Genomic DNA, 14,647 nt, shown 5'->3' on the forward strand with positions numbered 1-14,647 from the left:
AAGTACCTTATAGCCGCCGCGGCAACGAACGCGTATGGCGGAGTACGAGCTGGACGCGGTCGACCGGGAAATCCTCTACGCGCTCCAGGAGGAGGCACGGAACCTCTCCTCCAGCGAGATCGCCGACCGGACCGACGCCTCCTCGAGTACGGTCCGCAAGCGCATTCAGCGACTGGAGTCCGAGGGGGTCATCAAGGGCTACAGCGCCAACATCGATTACACGAAGTCCGGCTATCCGATCCGGATGCTACTGTTCTGTACGGCACCGATCCCCGACCGCGGGGAGTACATCGACGACCTGCTCGAGATTTCGGGCGTCGTCTCGGTGCAGGAGTTGATCACGGGCGAGCGGAACCTCCTCGTGACCGTGGTCGTCGAGAACGACAGGGCCGTCACGCCGATCGCACAGCAGATCGCGGACATGGGACTGACGATCACCGACGAAGTCCTCGTCCGCAGTCATCGATCGACCTCGTTCGACGAGTTCTCTTCCTAACGCGGTCGTCGGGAACCCCGGCCTGGACGACCGGTGCGAGGGGACCGGGCCCGCGGGCTTCGTATCGACAGCCGGAGGCGACTTCGTCATGCGATTCAGCCGAAAGCCGCCGGCTCGGCGCTCGAGCGGCCGGTTACGAACGATCGTAACGGCCCGTTCCGCCGACTAACGAACGATTTGTTCGAACCGAAGGCTATAATAACCGCTCTGTTCACATATGGGGTAGAGACGACCGGTTACGCAAGTGTTGCCGCGAACGACACGTCGCGACGGGACCCGGTCCCGTACTGGTCGACTACGATACATGACCGAGGACATAGCAACGATCGACGACGACGTCGCACAGCGCCCCGAACCGACGCCGCCGAGTTCGGCCGTGCCGCGAGCGTCGACCTGGACGGTCTGGACGCTCTTTCTGGCCAGTCTCGGCGTTCTCGCGCTGACGGTTCGAGGGGGTGCCGGCTGGGAGGTTTCGACGCTCCTGCGGGTTGACGGATTGACCGCGGTCATGTGGGTCGTGGTCACGTTCTTCAGTGGGATCGTCCACAGCTACTCGCGGCGCTACATGGCCGGCGACCGTGACATCGAGCGGTTCTTCGGTCGCGTGTTTGGCTTTACCCTCGCCGTCATGACGATGACCGCGGCGAACCACGTCGCGCTGTTCGTGGCCGCGTGGCTGGCGATGGGCCTGCTGCTGGCCGGTCTCATCGGCCACGTTCGCGACTGGCCACAGGCCCAGGCTGCCGGCCGAGTCGCCCGCCGCTATTTCCTCGCCAGCAGCGCCCTGCTCGCCGGCTCGGTGGCGCTGCTCGCCTGGGCGACCGGCGCGATGACGCTTACCGGTATCCTCACCGGCCTTGAGGGCGTCTCGCCGACGGTCACGCTCGTCGCCGCCGCGGGGGTCGTCCTCGCGGCGATGGTCCAGTCGGCGCTCGTGCCGTTTCACGGGTGGCTGCTGTCGTCGATGACCGCGCCGACGCCGGCGTCAGCCCTGATGCACGCCGGGTTCGTCAACGCGGGCGGGGTCCTGTTGACCAGGTTCGCGCCGTTGGTCGGCAACGAACTCGTGATCATGTCGGCGATCGTCCTCGTTGGCGCGGTCAGCGCCCTGCTCGGGCAGGCGATGATCCTCGTCCAGACGGACGTCAAGCGCAAGCTCGGCAGCTCGACGATCGCCCAGATGGGCTTTATGTTACTCCAGTGTGGGCTCGGCTTTTTCGCCGCGGCCATCGCTCACCTCATCCTGCACGGTTTCTACAAGGCGTATCTCTTCCTCTCGTCGGGGGCTGGCGTCGAGCGCGTAGCTCCCAAAGACGCGGGCCACACCGAACTCGGCTTCCCCGGGATCGCCGTCAGCCTCGTGACGGCCGTCGGCGGCGGCGCGCTCTTTGGCATCCTCACCGGAAAGGCGACGAGCCTGACGCTGAACAGCGGCACCATCCTGACGCTGGTCGTGGTCCTGACGACGCTGACCGCGGCCCGCGATATCCTTCGCCGCTCGACCCTGCCGACGATGGTCCGGTTCGTCAGCGTCCCGCTGGTCGTCCTGACCGCCATCGGCGGCTACGCCGTGATGTTCAACGCCGTCTCGTCGATGCTGTCCGGCGTCCCGATGACCCACGTTTCGACCGAGCTGACCGTCGTCCACTACCTCGTCGTCGCCCTCTTCGTCGGGGCGTATCTCGTCGCGGAACTCGGCTGGTATCGCTCGAGCGAGCGTCTCTACGTCGCCTTGCTGAACGTTTCCCAACCCGATCCGTCGACCGTCCTCACCAACACGGAGGAATACAATGACGCGTAACACCGACGACGCCCGTCGCATCGAAGCGAGCATCGACAGCGCGGCCGAGCGCATCGGCTCGGTCTGGCCGCTGCACTCGTTCGTCACGGCCAACCCCCTCTCGGGGTTCGAGGACGAGCCGTTCCACCGCGCCGTCGCGGAAGCCGAAGAGCTGTTCGGCGGCCGGGGCTACCCCCACCCGTCGGTCTTCCGCCGCGCCTGGGAGTCGGGCCGTATCGACGCCGACACGCTCCGGGCGGAACTGGCGGCCCACGGGATCGACCGCGATCCCGAGACGCTGCTCGAGGAGATGGCCGACGCCGAAGCGGAACGTACGGCCGCAGACCCCGACGACGCGACCGAGACCGTCGATCGGGTCCTCTCGAAGTGGCTCGCGGCCTTCCTCGACGAGGGGCAGGCCAAGTGGCCGATGCCCAACCGCGAGGCGGGGTTCTATCAGGCGTGGCGCGCGGTGGCCCCCCACGACGGCGACGTGCCCGGCCCCGCCGACGCCGACGACCTGCCCGAGACGGCAATCGAGGCGCTCGAGTCGGTCCTCGGCGACTACCCCGAGGGGCGCTGGGTCGAGATCCTCGAGGCCCATCTCGCGGCGCTGCCGGGCTGGAGCGGGTTCATCACGCAGCGGACCGACGACGCCGTCGATCCGTGGCAGGAGCAGTACCCGATCACGCTGGCCCAGTACCTCGCCGTGCGGCTGACGATCACGGATCTGCTCGACGCGCCGATCGATCTCGACGCCGGCGACGGGATCGACGCCGATGCCGACGAGGTCCCGCTGCCCGAGATCTGGCTGACCGCCTGGGAGAAGAGCTACCGCGAGCGGCTCCTCGACGGGATCGACGACGCCGTGACCGGTCCCGAAGCCGCCGGGGACGGCGGTCGTCCAGCCGCCCAGCTCGTGTTCTGTATCGACACGCGCTCGGAAGTGATCCGCCGCCACGTCGAGACACAGGGCCCCTACGAGACCCACGGCTACGCGGGCTTTTTCGGCGTGCCGATGCGCCACCGCGGCTACGAGGCCGCGGCCGATACCGACGCCTGCCCGCCGATCGTCGAGCCCGAACACCGGATCGTCGACCGGCCCGCCGACGCCGAGTCGGCGGCCGCCCGCGATCGCTGGACCGGACTCGCCACGGCCGCGCGCAAGCATTTCAAGACGCTCAAGTCCAACCTCGTCGCGGCCTTTACCTTCGTCGAGGGGGCCGGCAGCGCCTACGGCTCGGCGATGGCCGCCCGCACGCTGTCGCCGTCGACGATCGCCACGCTCGAGTCGGCTATCGCGGAGCGCGTTCCGAGCCGCCACGAGGCCGCCGCACCTGCCGTCGACTACGACGCGTACGACGATCACGACCACGCCGACCACGCCCTCCCGCAGGGGATGAGCCACGAGGCGAAAGTCGAGTACGCCCGGAACGCCTTCGAACTCATGGGCTGGACCGAGTTCGCCCGGCTGGTCGTCTTCACGGGCCACGCGAGCGAGACGACGAACAACCCCTTCGGCTCGAGTCTCGACTGCGGGGCCTGTGCCGGCAACCCCGGCGGCCCCAACGCCCGCGTCCTCGCGGCGATCTGTAACGACCCGGACGTCAAGGCGGCGCTGCGCGAACACGGGATCGATATCCCCGAGGACACCGTCTTCCTCGCGGGCGAACACAACACGACGACCGACGAGATCACGCTGTTCGACGACGACGTGCCCGAGAGCCACCGTGAGGACCTCGCGTCCCTGCGCGAGGACCTCGCCCGCGCCCGCGCCGAGGCCGCCGCCGAGCGTACCGCGTCGGCCGACGACGAGGCGGCCGTCGACGAGGTCGAGCGCAAGGCGGCCGACTGGGCCGAGACCCGTCCCGAGTGGGGGCTGGCCGGCAACGCCTCGTTCGTTATCGGGCCGCGCGAACTGACCGCCGACCGCGACCTCGACGGCCGCGCGTTCCTCCACTCCTACGACTGGTCGGTCGATCCGGACGGCGACGCCCTCGAGGCGATCGTCACGGGGCCGCTCGTGGTCACCCAGTGGATCAACAACCAGTACTACTTCGCGACGGTCGACAACGGCGTCTACGGGAGCGGCTCGAAGGTCACCCAGAACCCGGTGGGCAACGTCGGCGTCGTCCAGGGCAACGGCGGTGACTTGTTGACCGGCCTGCCGCTGCAATCGCTCAAACTCGACGACGAGCGCCCGTTCCACCAGCCGCTGCGCCTGACCGCGGTGATCCACGCGCCCCGCGAGCGCGTGACCGAGATCCTCCGCGACCACGAGGACGTCAGGGAACTGCTCGACAACGGGTGGATCGGCGATCTGACCGTCGTCGATCCCGAACGCGACAACGAGTCGTTCCACTACGCGGGCGATCTCGAGTGGGCGAGCCACCGCGAGGAGGTGACTCCGGAAGCGGCGACGCCGACGGAGACGACGCCGGTCGCGGAGTCGACGGCCGACGACTGACGCTGCTCGCGGTCGCCGTCACTCCACCGATCCGTCGCCGTACAGCAGACTTTTCACCGCTGACTCGTCGCCCGACGGCACCCGTTCGGCGAGGACGTCGGGATCGGTCTCGCCGTCGACGCTGACGAGATATGCACGCCCCGGTTCGTCGCCGTAGATGCCCTGAAAGTCGTAGACGAAGCCGTAGACGTCGACCCGGTCCGGGATCTCGTCGGCGGCACACAGCGAGCGGGCCTGATAGTCGACGTTGTACTCGACGAGCCGGTTGATGACGGCCTCGTCGTCGGCCGCGCGGTCGATCAGCCCGCTCTCGAGGGCCTCTTCGATCACGGGGACGAGCATATCGACCCACTTATCGACGCCGCGCGGCCCGGGCGGATCCCCACCGGTCGCGACCCGATAGGCGGCGGTGACCGCTCCACAGCCGGTGTGGCCCACGACGGCGACGGCGTCGGTCCCGGTGTGGTGGATCGGATAGAGGACGCCGCCGTCGACGATCCGCTCCCCGTTGTCGTCGTCCCAGACCTGATTCCCGATGTTGCTGGGCGTAAACACCGTTCCCGGCCGATCGACGCCCCACATCCCCTCGTGAGAGACCCGCGAGTCGGAACAACAGACCGCGACGACGGACGGGTGCTGGCCGGTCTGGACGTCCGCGAAATGCTCCTCGGGCAGCGACTCGACGTGGCGGCGGTTCCCGGCGAGTAGCCGCTCGAGGGTATCGCGATCGGTTCCCATACTCGACCTACACGAACGGTGATGAAAAAGGTTCGAGGCCAGTATCCCGTCGTGGGAAGACGACGTCCGCGCCGACGCCGCGAGGTTCCGCGAGCCCAATCTTCACCTATGACCGTCTCCATGAGTGGGTATGGCAGAAACCAGACAGTGGCAACTTGCCAGTCGCCCCGTCGGTGAACCGACTCACGACAACTTCGAACTCGTCACCGTCGACCGGCCCGAACCGGACAACGGTGAGGTACTGGTCGAGACGCTCTATCAGTCGGTCGACCCGTACATGCGCGGTCGCATGCGCGACGCGGAATCGTACGCCGAACCCTGGGACGTCGGCGACCCGATGAAAGCAAGTGTCGTCGGCGAGGTCGTAGAGTCAAACAGCGGCCGGTTCGACGAGGGCGACATCGTCACCGGCGAGCTCCTGTGGGCGGAACACGCCGTCGCGGACGCGAACGAACTCCAGCGAGTCAATCCCGACCACGGACCGATCTCGACCGCGCTGGGCGTTCTCGGAATGCCCGGCGTCACGGCCTACTGGGGGCTGAACGACGTCGGTGACCCGAAACCCGGCGACACGGTGGTCGTCTCCGCCGCGGCGGGCGCGGTCGGCTCCGTCGTCGGTCAGCTCGCCCGCCTCGCGGGCGCTCGAGTGGTCGGTACCGCCGGGAGCGAGGCGAAGATCGACTGGCTCACCGACGACCTCGGTTTCGACGCCGCGATCAACTACAAGGAGACCGACGACCTCTCGGCCGCGATCGACGAGACCTGTCCCGACGGCGTCGACGTCTACTTCGACAACGTCGGCGGCCCGATCACCGACGCCGTCTGGCCTCGGCTGAACGTCGACGCTCGCGTCGCGGTCTGTGGCCAGATCGCGCTCTACAACGAGACCGAGGTGCCGACCGGCCCGCGGAAACTCGCCAAGCTCATCGAATCCCGCGCGACGGTCGAAGGGCTCCTCGTCAGCGACTACCAGCCCCGGTGGGGCGAGGCCCTCGAGCGACTCTCGACGTTCGTTCAGAACGGCGACGTCCAGTACCGCGAGAACGTCGTCGAAGGCTTCGAGAACGCACCCGACGCCTTCCTCGGACTGTTCGAGGGCGACAACATCGGGAAGCAGTTGGTGCAGGTCGCCGAGTACGAGGGGTAAGCCGCGCCTCGCCGGCGGCGGTCGTTCCGGTTCTTCAGATGATGTCAGGAGTCGCCGGATACGACCACGCCTCGCCGTCGGCAGCCTTGACCGCGGCGATGGCACAGAACGCCAGATCGACGACTGGCAAGAGCAGTACCGGGACGATGCCGATGATCGCGAGGACGAAGACGGCCGAGACGAGCATGTAGAACGTGAACGCGATCTGCCAGTTCAGCGCGTTCCGCGCGTTCTCCTCGACGAACGGGTCGTCGGTCGCGATGAGGACGATCAGCGGCCCGATGGCCCACGTGAATATCGCGAGGACGTGGGTGAGCGCCGCCATCGTCGTGTCCCCGTCGGTCCGGCGGCTCGAGCGGTATTCCGTCCGCGAGTCGCTCCGCGAACCGTCCGAGTCCCAGCTACTCTCCTCGCTCGAGACGCCCCACGAATCGTCGTCAACCGCGTCACCGCACTCGCTGCAGTAGTTCGCGGTCGGCGAGAGCGAGGCACCACAGTTCGGGCAGCTGTCGGGAACCATGGTCCCACATCGAGTCGACGGACAAATAATTGTATCCCGACCGGTCCGTCGATCGCTATCAGTCGGTCAGCCCGTACCCGATCTTGAACAGGTAGACGTCGATCGCCAGCACCGCCGCAGTGGCGGTCGTCAGGATCCCCAGCGCGAACAGCGGCGCGAAGTCGGCGTAGGGCGCGGGCAACACGCCGACGCCGATCAGGTCCGAGTGGCCAAGCAGCCCATAGCGGACGCTGTCGACCATGTAGACCATCGGGTTCAGCAGCGAGAGGGTTATCTGCCAGGCCTGCTCGAACGTCTCGAGCGAGTAGAAGACCGCGCCGAAGAACACGAGCGGTCGGAGGATGAACTGGTTCATGACCGTCAGGTCGTCGAAGTCCCGCGCGACGAGCCCGCCGATAATCCCGAGCCCGGCGAACAGCGACGTGATGACGACCATCGTCGCGATCAGGAACAGGCCGTGTTCGAACCCGATCGGGACGAACAGCCGGCCCACGGCGGCGATGATGATCCCGACGACCAGGCCACGCACCGCGCTGGCACCGACGTAGGCAACGACCATCTCCGCGTAGGACAGCGGCGAGGTCAGCGTCTCGTGAATGTACTCGTTCCACCGCCCGTGGAAGATCGAGAACGAGGCGTTCTCGAAGGCGTTCGAGATCGCCCCGAGGACGATCAGTCCGGGGACGATAAAGAGGATGTAGGGGTAGCCCGCGATCTCGTCGATCCGGCCGCCCAGGATCACGCCGAAGACGGCGAAGTAGAGGACGTTCGTGATCGCCGGCGGCATGAACGTGTTCTTCGGCCGGCGGACGAACCGCAATACCTCGCGCCGAAAGAGCGCCCGGAAGCCGACTGACAGCATCAGGCGACCCCCTCTTGTTCGCGTTCCCGCTCGCGGTCGGTCGCCGTCTCCTCGCCGTCCGCGCTCTCGGCCGACGATCGCGTGACGGTCCGGTCCTCGCTGCGGGTCAGATCGACGAAGATCTCCTCGAGCGAGGTCCGCGTGATCTCGAGGTCGGCGATCTCGAACCCGCGGGCCTCGAGGTCGTTGAGCAGCCGCGGCGCGGTCGCGCCGCCGTCGTCGACCCGGACCTCGAGCCGGTCACCCGACACCGTCGTTTCGTGTGCGTAGGCCCCGAGATCCGGCGCGGTCGACGGCTCGGACTCGAGTCGCACGGCGATGGTGTCGGTGCCCCGCTGTTTCAGTTCGTCCGGGGTCGCGACGGTCACCTTCCGGCCCTCGTTCATGATCGCGACCCGATCACAGAGCCGTTCGGCCTCCTCGATGTAGTGCGTAGTGAGGAGAATCGTCGTCCCCTCCTCGTTGAGTTCGGTGACGAGTTCCCAGAGGTCGTGGCGGAGTTGAACGTCGACGCCGGCGGTCGGCTCGTCCAGAATGAGGAGATCGGGATCGGTGACGAGCGCTCGAGCGAGCAGCAGCCGACGTTTCATCCCGCCGGAGAGCCAGTCGAAGCGTTCGTTTCGCTTGTCGTAGATCCCGACGCGTTTGAGGACCTCGTCGGCCCGTTCGGCGGCCTCGTCCTCGGGGATTCCGTGGTAGCCGGCCTTGTGCATCAGCACCTCCTTGATGGGGAAGAAGCGATCGACGTTGAACTCCTGGGGGGCGAGGCCGATGGCGTCGCGAGCTTGCCGGTAATCGTCCTCGACGTCGTGACCGAAGACCCGAGCGTCGCCGCCGGTCTTGCGGACCAGGCCGACCAGCGTATTGATAAACGTCGTCTTTCCCGCCCCGTTGGGGCCGAGCAGGCCGAAGAACTCGCCTTCCTCGACGGTCAGCGACAGCTCTTGGAGGGCGCGGAGATCGCCATATTCCTTCACGAGATCGACGGTTTCGATGGCCGGTGGCATCGCCATGGCATCGGCCCCCGCCGCGGTTAAGAATGTTGGTATCGGCACTCGAACCGGCCGATACGGCCGATATCGTTGCTCACACTGGGGGCGATCAGTCCGCGGTTCGGGGTCGGCTCGAGGGCGCGATCGAACCGCTTTGCTGGACGATGTCGAGGGCGGTCATCACGTCGCTGCGCGAGATCAGCCCGACGAGGTCGCCGTCTTCGGGTCGGGGTTCGCCGAACGACCCGCCCGCGTCGGGGGTCTCGACGACGAGGAGTCGGCCGATCCCGTGTTCCTGCATCCGTTCGATGGCGGTCATCGCGTTCGAGTCCGGCGTGATCGTCTGCAGGTCGGTCGTCATCACGTCCGCGACGGTGTAGGCCTCCCGTTCGACCTGATCAATCTCGCGGGCGTCGGACAGGGTCACGAGCCCGACAAGGCCCTCGCCGGTCGCACTGCGTTCGACGACCGGGTAGCCGGTGTGTCGCTCCCGGAACATCCGTTCGATCAGCACCGCGACCGTTGTGTCGGGTTCGACCGTGTGGAGGTCCTCGACCGGCGTCATGATGTCGCCGACGGTGACGTCCTGAAAGGCCGCCTTCATCGTCACCTGCTGGGCCTCGCTCGAGGCGGCGATGAAGACGAAGAAGGCGACGCCGATGAGGATGATGTTCAGCGCGAACAGTCCAAACAGACCCATGAAGACCGCGAACAGCTTCCCGACGCTCGCGGCCTGTTGGGTCGCCTGCGCGTAGGGGCGGCCCCGGGCCAGCAGCGCGCGCAGCACGCGGCCGCCGTCCATCGGGAACGCGGGGAGCATGTTGAAGACGGCGAGCGCGACGTTCAGAATCGCGAGATAGCCGAGGACGAACCGCGTCCCGCTAAGCAGTCCCGGCGATGCTCCGCCGAGGACTTCGGGCGTGAGGACGAAGAGACCGTAGGAGCCGATGCCGACGAGGACGCTGACGATCGGCCCCGCGATGGCGATGTTCAGTTCCTGTCGCCAGTCTTCGGGCATCTCCGAGAACGAGGCGATACCGCCGAACAGCCAGAGCGTGATCGAATCGATGGGGAACCCGTACCGCTGGGCGGTCAGCGAGTGGCCCAGCTCGTGAAGGACGACGCCGACGAACAGGCCGACAGCGGCTGTCAGCCCGAGGAGCCACGGAATCGGCCCGCCGGTGATGGCCCCGATGTCGATCCCGGCTCCCAGCACCTCGTTGAGGATCTCGGCGACGGGTTCGATCCGTGTGCCGATTAGGTACGCAAACAGCGGCAACACGAGCAAGAACGTGAGATCGAGCTTGATCGGGATCCCGAACAGCGAGCCGATCCGGAAACTTCTCATAGTCGTTTCTTTCGGCGGCGGACCCTTAAGCGCGCCGACGACTCGACGTTTGCGGTCGAAGCCGCGCGGCGCTCGAGCGGTTCGACCGCTCGAGCAGGCTATAGGGACATATAATTGCAATAATACTACCTAGCGTCTCGATACTATGCCTCCCATAGCGTTATATGCGAGTTCGTGGTTTCGTGTTCGTACACTGATGGAAACGACAACTCCCTCACCGCGCGTCGACGAGCTACCGGCCGAACTCGAGTCCGCCCAGTCGAAACTGGTCTACCTCTACCTCGAGGCGGCCGGCGAAGCGACCGCGACCGACCTACAGCAGGCGCTTGGCCTCCGGAAACTGGCGATTCTGAGCGTCGTCGGCTCGCTCTCGAGTCGGGGGCTGCTCGAGGAAACCGAGGCCGGCTACGTGACCGCGGCCGCCGCGACCGACCCGATCACGGCTTGACATCCTCCCCGCGCTAAAGCGCGAGGATTCCTCCGTTGGGGGTTCGGCTACCGACCCACGGAGGCAACTTGCGGGTTCGTGCGCACTTCTTTGGGACCTTCATGAGGGTATGGTTTCCCCGACCAGTCGTGGTCGTCCCACTCGAATCGCACGGGCCGTGCCATCGGCCTGACTTCGCAATCGCTGTTTTCTCGAAGGAACGTCTCTGACGCTGTGAGGTCGGCGTGCCCCTCGAACCCACACGGACACGACAGCGTATCCTCGTGGCGAACCGTCTCCTCGTGGTCGCCACACTCAGGACACGTCTGACTCGTCCATGCTTCCGACTCGACTTCGAGAGAGATGCCGTACTCCTCACAGACACACGCGAGACGGTGGATGAACTTCTTGAACGCCCAGAAGTTGTGCGTCTTCTCGTTCACCCTGTCCGACCAATGTGTTTCCAGCACGTCGGTCAAATCGCCCACGTACACCGTCGCCACGCCCTCGTCGTACAACCGTTCAACGAGGTCACGCACTAGCGCGTTCTGCGCGTGGTCACGGCGCTTCGTCCGCTGTCGGTACAGCCGTCGAATCCGCTTGGAACTGTAGCGTCCCTCTCGGAGTTTCGACTGTAGGCGGGCAATTTCGTTGGTCGTCTCGCGGAACCGTCCGAACAACTCACGACCGTCGTAGAGGTACTGGGAACCAGTAGTTGTGGAACACGCGACGAGATTGTTCGCGCCAACATCGAGGGCGGCTTCTTCGGAAGCCAGTGGTGAATCCAGTCGAGAATCAGGGACAGTGACTGGTTGAAAAGCCCTGAACGTGTCGCTAACCCCGTCGTACTCGAGTTCCAGACGACCCTGTTCGCCGTTCCACTTCGGGTTGCCTCGGACTTCGAGGCGGAGTCGTTCGTGGTAGCCGAGTCCGTATTCGTCTTTCAGTTCTTGCCCGACAGGAATTTCGAGACGGCTACGATCGCCCCACTCAATCGTGTACTGGTTGTTGCGGATGTAGGTACGGAGTTCGCGTCCGTCTTCCTCGTTGCCCCAGTACGACGGTGGGTTGGCGTCCTCGCCTTTCTCTTTGAGGGCGAAGAACGACCGCCACGCTTCGCTGTTCTTGCGCGTGACCTGTTGGACGGTCGCGCTTCCGACGACGCCGTTGTAGCGCCCTCGATACTCGGAAGTGTCCCACACGTCGCCGTCACCGAAGTAGTTCTGACGACGTTCGTAGGTCAACTCGTTCCACAGAGAGGCGGAGGCGTCAAGTAGCCGTAGGAGGCACTCTTTGTCGTTCTCGGTCTGTGGAACCACCTCGAAGGTGTTGACGCGCTTCATTCGCCGTCACCTTCCTGTTCAGCGATGTACTGTTCGACAGCGCCCTTCGAGGCGCTTCCCGCTGTTCCGACGTAGTACGAACGAGTCCACTTCACGCGGTCATCGTACCGCTGATTGTACTTGCGGGCGGAGATGCCCTTCACCCAGTTGACGATGAGTGACGGGGCGTTCTTCGGTGGACTCCCGATGAACAGGTGTACGTGGTCAGGCATGACCTCGGACTCGGCCAGTTCGAGGTCTTTGTCGTCACAGATTTCCGCGAAGATGGTTTCGAGACGTTCCTTCGTCTTCTCCGTCAGGTGCGAACGCCGATACTTCGGCACGAACACTATGTGGTAGTAGAGTTCGTATTTCGCGTGACGGGTACTCTTTACCATCTATGCATACTATTACGGTCAGATGATTAAAGATTGCGTTGGAACCCCGTCTATGCCATCGTCGGCGGTTGAATACTGTTGGTCGTAACTTCCCGACAGCGACGGACGCGGCGCTTCGAAGCCTTTATCCGCTCGGTGGGCTTCCGTTTTCGTAAGTAACCACCATGTCCGACAAACCTGCCTCCATGTACCGGGAGATCAGTAAGCCGGCCTACACGCGCCGCGAATACATCACCGGCATCCCGGGTTCGAAGATCGCACAGCACAAGATGGGCGACGCTCAGGCAAACGCCGAGGACTACCCCGTCCAGATCAGCCTCATCACGGAAGAAGAGGTCCAGATCCGCCACGGGAGCCTCGAGGCCTCGCGCCTCTCGGCGAACCGTCACATGCTGAAAAACGCCGGCGAGAACAACTACAAGATGGTCCTGCGCAAGTTCCCCCATCACGTCATCCGGGAGAACAAGCAGGCGACGGGCGCGGGGGCAGACCGTGTCTCCGACGGGATGCGCCAGGCCTTCGGGAAGATCGTCGGCACCGCCGCTCGCATCGACGCCGGCGAGCGCATCTTCACCATCTGGTGTGACGTCGACGACGCCGAATTCGCCAAGGACGCCCTGCGGCGCTCCTACAACAAGATCTCGCCGCCGTGTCGCGTCGTCGTCGAGCGCGGCGAAGAGCAGCTGATCGCCTAGAAACCACCTTTTACGCTGCGCTCGTTTCGCGCCGGGAGCGCCGTTGGCGCTCCGCGGCGCGCCGTCGCTCGGTAAAAGCTGGACCAAAAGCACTCCTCCCTCCGTTCCGAACGCATAGCGTTCTCCACATCGGTCGTCGGCCCGCTCGTTCGCTTCGCTCACTCGCGGTCGGTACCGGTGAGCGCCTGCCCTCCCCCGGGTTGTGCGTCTCTCGCAGTCGCTCGAGACGCACTCCCGGCCACTGCGGTTTGATTCCGGATCGCCGCCTCGAGCAGTTTTTTGCCTCCCTCGCCCCGAGTCCCACGTATGATCGATCTCGCGGTCGCGAACGACCAGGAGACGTTCGGGCGGATGCGAGAGCCGCTGGCCGAGCGGGGGATACGGGTTCATCACGTGCCCGCGAGCGAGCGCGTGATCCCGCTGGGGGACGACGCGCCGTGGGCGGCCGGCGACTACGACGTCGGCTTCGTCTACCCCGGCCGGCTCATGGAGGGCGGGGTCGCCGACGCCCTGCTCGAGATCCCGTGGCTCAACGACCACGACGCCGTGCTGACCTCGCGGAACAAAGCCGAGGTGCTGGCCCGCCTCGAGCGGGCAGACCTCCCGGTGCCGCGGTCGGTCTACGTCTCGAACGACGTGAGCGAGGACGAACTGGCGGCGGTCTTCGACCGCTTCGAGCCGCCGGTCGTCGTCAAACCAAATTCGACGACGCGGGGAGTCGGCGTCGCGAAGGCCCACGATCTCGATTCCTTCCTGGGGATCTGTGACTACCTCTCGCTGGTCCACGACTACCGCGCGACCGGCGACCGCTCCTTTCTCGTTCAGGAGTACCTCCCGAACGCGACGGACTACCGCGTGATGGTCCTCGAGGGCGAGTACGTCGGCGCGGTCGAGCGACGACTGCCCGACGACGCGATGCAGGAGGGCCAGTGGAAACACAACGTCCACCGCGGGGCCGAGGCCACCGGCGTCGATCTCCCCGCGGAGTGGCGAACCCTCGCCGAATCCGTCGCCGCCGAACTCGAGATTTCGTTTCTGGGTGTCGATCTGCTCGAGACCGATGACCGGCTGGTGGTCAACGAGACGAACGCCCGCCCGACGATCGACGCCGAGACGAAGTACGAGCCGGACTTCTACGACCGGCTCGCGACCGCGATCCGGACGGCCGCGGAGTGACGGTCGTCGGAGCGCCGACTGGTCGTTCGAAACGCGGCCTGAAATGCTGCGCTTCCACGTACGCATACGGATGGAGATGCGGTGGCGCGCGCTGTCGACTGCCTGAACGATAGTGAAGGCAGTCGAGGACACCGTGCGAGGGATGAGCGAGGGAACGAAGTGACTGAGCGTTAGCGCGGAACCGACGGTTCCGCGAACCATACGACCGGGCACTTCGTGCCCGTGAGTAGAAATCGGCTGGGGAGGGCGTGGCCATTCAGTATTGCCACGATAGCAGGA

Annotated in this window: 14 protein-coding genes; 7 read left to right on the plus strand and 7 right to left on the minus strand. The window is 65.7% G+C overall.

The window, feature by feature from the left end; translation table 11 throughout:
• Window positions 1–34: 34 nt before the first annotated feature.
• From ACERIM_RS09935 to ACERIM_RS09945, 3 genes are all read left to right on the plus strand, one after another.
• Window positions 35–496, plus strand: a complete 462-nt coding sequence (locus ACERIM_RS09935) for an Lrp/AsnC family transcriptional regulator (RefSeq protein WP_006182886.1) — start codon at window positions 35–37, stop codon at window positions 494–496.
• A 304-nt stretch (window positions 497–800) separates the two neighbouring features.
• Complete coding sequence (locus ACERIM_RS09940) at window positions 801–2,297, plus strand: proton-conducting transporter membrane subunit (protein ID WP_373632378.1); 1,497 nt, start codon at window positions 801–803, stop codon at window positions 2,295–2,297.
• Window positions 2,287–4,743 (plus strand): DUF2309 domain-containing protein, encoded by a 2,457-nt coding sequence (locus ACERIM_RS09945; RefSeq protein WP_373632379.1) that lies wholly within the window; start codon window positions 2,287–2,289, stop codon window positions 4,741–4,743. Before ACERIM_RS09940 ends, ACERIM_RS09945 begins: the two co-directional genes overlap by 11 nt.
• An 18-nt stretch (window positions 4,744–4,761) precedes the next feature.
• Here the strand turns inward: ACERIM_RS09945 and ACERIM_RS09950 are convergent, their stop codons facing one another.
• Entirely contained in the window at window positions 4,762–5,481 is a 720-nt protein-coding gene (locus tag ACERIM_RS09950) for a carbonic anhydrase (RefSeq protein WP_373632381.1), read from the minus strand.
• Window positions 5,482–5,611: 130 nt separating this feature from the next.
• Between ACERIM_RS09950 and ACERIM_RS09955 the strand changes: the two genes are divergently transcribed.
• Window positions 5,612–6,628 (plus strand): NADP-dependent oxidoreductase, encoded by a 1,017-nt coding sequence (locus ACERIM_RS09955; protein WP_006649766.1) that lies wholly within the window; start codon window positions 5,612–5,614, stop codon window positions 6,626–6,628.
• Between the two features lie 34 nt (window positions 6,629–6,662).
• On the opposite strand, the gene ACERIM_RS09960 is transcribed toward ACERIM_RS09955, so the two are convergent.
• The 4 genes from ACERIM_RS09960 to ACERIM_RS09975 all read right to left on the minus strand — a co-directional run bounded on the left by ACERIM_RS09960 (window position 6,663) and on the right by ACERIM_RS09975 (window position 10,350).
• Window positions 6,663–7,175, minus strand: a complete 513-nt coding sequence (locus ACERIM_RS09960; protein ID WP_373632605.1) for a DUF4870 domain-containing protein — start codon at window positions 7,173–7,175, stop codon at window positions 6,663–6,665.
• 31 nt (window positions 7,176–7,206) lie between these two features.
• Window positions 7,207–8,010 (minus strand): ABC transporter permease, encoded by an 804-nt coding sequence (locus ACERIM_RS09965; RefSeq protein WP_373632382.1) that lies wholly within the window; start codon window positions 8,008–8,010, stop codon window positions 7,207–7,209.
• Window positions 8,010–9,017, minus strand: a complete 1,008-nt coding sequence (locus ACERIM_RS09970; protein ID WP_373632384.1) for an ATP-binding cassette domain-containing protein — start codon at window positions 9,015–9,017, stop codon at window positions 8,010–8,012. Before ACERIM_RS09970 ends, ACERIM_RS09965 begins: the two co-directional genes overlap by 1 nt.
• A gap of 94 nt (window positions 9,018–9,111) precedes the next feature.
• Window positions 9,112–10,350 (minus strand): CBS domain-containing protein, encoded by a 1,239-nt coding sequence (locus ACERIM_RS09975; RefSeq protein WP_373632386.1) that lies wholly within the window; start codon window positions 10,348–10,350, stop codon window positions 9,112–9,114.
• A 196-nt stretch (window positions 10,351–10,546) separates the two neighbouring features.
• Between ACERIM_RS09975 and ACERIM_RS09980 the strand changes: the two genes are divergently transcribed.
• On the plus strand, window positions 10,547–10,798 hold the full coding sequence (locus ACERIM_RS09980; RefSeq protein ID WP_373632387.1) for a MarR family transcriptional regulator: 252 nt from the start codon (window positions 10,547–10,549) through the stop codon (window positions 10,796–10,798).
• A gap of 47 nt (window positions 10,799–10,845) precedes the next feature.
• Here the strand turns inward: ACERIM_RS09980 and ACERIM_RS09985 are convergent, their stop codons facing one another.
• Entirely contained in the window at window positions 10,846–12,120 is a 1,275-nt protein-coding gene (locus ACERIM_RS09985) for an RNA-guided endonuclease TnpB family protein (RefSeq protein WP_006649772.1), read from the minus strand.
• On the minus strand, window positions 12,117–12,497 hold the full coding sequence (gene tnpA / locus ACERIM_RS09990; RefSeq protein ID WP_006649773.1) for an IS200/IS605 family transposase: 381 nt from the start codon (window positions 12,495–12,497) through the stop codon (window positions 12,117–12,119). The genes ACERIM_RS09985 and tnpA overlap by 4 nt, the downstream gene beginning before the upstream one ends.
• A gap of 164 nt (window positions 12,498–12,661) precedes the next feature.
• On the opposite strand from tnpA, the gene ACERIM_RS09995 reads away from it, so the two are divergent.
• On the plus strand, window positions 12,662–13,192 hold the full coding sequence (locus ACERIM_RS09995; protein WP_006182876.1) for a 50S ribosomal protein L16: 531 nt from the start codon (window positions 12,662–12,664) through the stop codon (window positions 13,190–13,192).
• 306 nt (window positions 13,193–13,498) lie between these two features.
• Window positions 13,499–14,368, plus strand: a complete 870-nt coding sequence (locus ACERIM_RS10000; RefSeq protein ID WP_373632388.1) for a RimK family alpha-L-glutamate ligase — start codon at window positions 13,499–13,501, stop codon at window positions 14,366–14,368.
• Window positions 14,369–14,647: the final 279 nt, after the last annotated feature.

Source organism: Natrinema sp. H-ect1 (genome assembly GCF_041821105.1).
GTDB classification, from domain to species: domain Archaea; phylum Halobacteriota; class Halobacteria; order Halobacteriales; family Natrialbaceae; genus Natrinema; species Natrinema thermotolerans.

Coding starts and splice junctions, on each gene's coding strand:
- ACERIM_RS09935 (WP_006182886.1), top strand. CDS start 35: ATGGCGGAGTACGAGCTGGACGCGGTCGACCGGGAAATCCTCTACGCG.
- ACERIM_RS09940 (WP_373632378.1), top strand. CDS start 801: ATGACCGAGGACATAGCAACGATCGACGACGACGTCGCACAGCGCCCC.
- ACERIM_RS09945 (WP_373632379.1), top strand. CDS start 2,287: ATGACGCGTAACACCGACGACGCCCGTCGCATCGAAGCGAGCATCGAC.
- ACERIM_RS09950 (WP_373632381.1), bottom strand. CDS start 5,481: ATGGGAACCGATCGCGATACCCTCGAGCGGCTACTCGCCGGGAACCGC.
- ACERIM_RS09955 (WP_006649766.1), top strand. CDS start 5,612: ATGGCAGAAACCAGACAGTGGCAACTTGCCAGTCGCCCCGTCGGTGAA.
- ACERIM_RS09965 (WP_373632382.1), bottom strand. CDS start 8,010: ATGCTGTCAGTCGGCTTCCGGGCGCTCTTTCGGCGCGAGGTATTGCGG.
- ACERIM_RS09970 (WP_373632384.1), bottom strand. CDS start 9,017: ATGCCACCGGCCATCGAAACCGTCGATCTCGTGAAGGAATATGGCGAT.
- ACERIM_RS09975 (WP_373632386.1), bottom strand. CDS start 10,350: ATGAGAAGTTTCCGGATCGGCTCGCTGTTCGGGATCCCGATCAAGCTC.
- ACERIM_RS09980 (WP_373632387.1), top strand. CDS start 10,547: ATGGAAACGACAACTCCCTCACCGCGCGTCGACGAGCTACCGGCCGAA.
- ACERIM_RS09985 (WP_006649772.1), bottom strand. CDS start 12,120: ATGAAGCGCGTCAACACCTTCGAGGTGGTTCCACAGACCGAGAACGAC.
- tnpA (WP_006649773.1), bottom strand. CDS start 12,497: ATGGTAAAGAGTACCCGTCACGCGAAATACGAACTCTACTACCACATA.
- ACERIM_RS09995 (WP_006182876.1), top strand. CDS start 12,662: ATGTCCGACAAACCTGCCTCCATGTACCGGGAGATCAGTAAGCCGGCC.
- ACERIM_RS10000 (WP_373632388.1), top strand. CDS start 13,499: ATGATCGATCTCGCGGTCGCGAACGACCAGGAGACGTTCGGGCGGATG.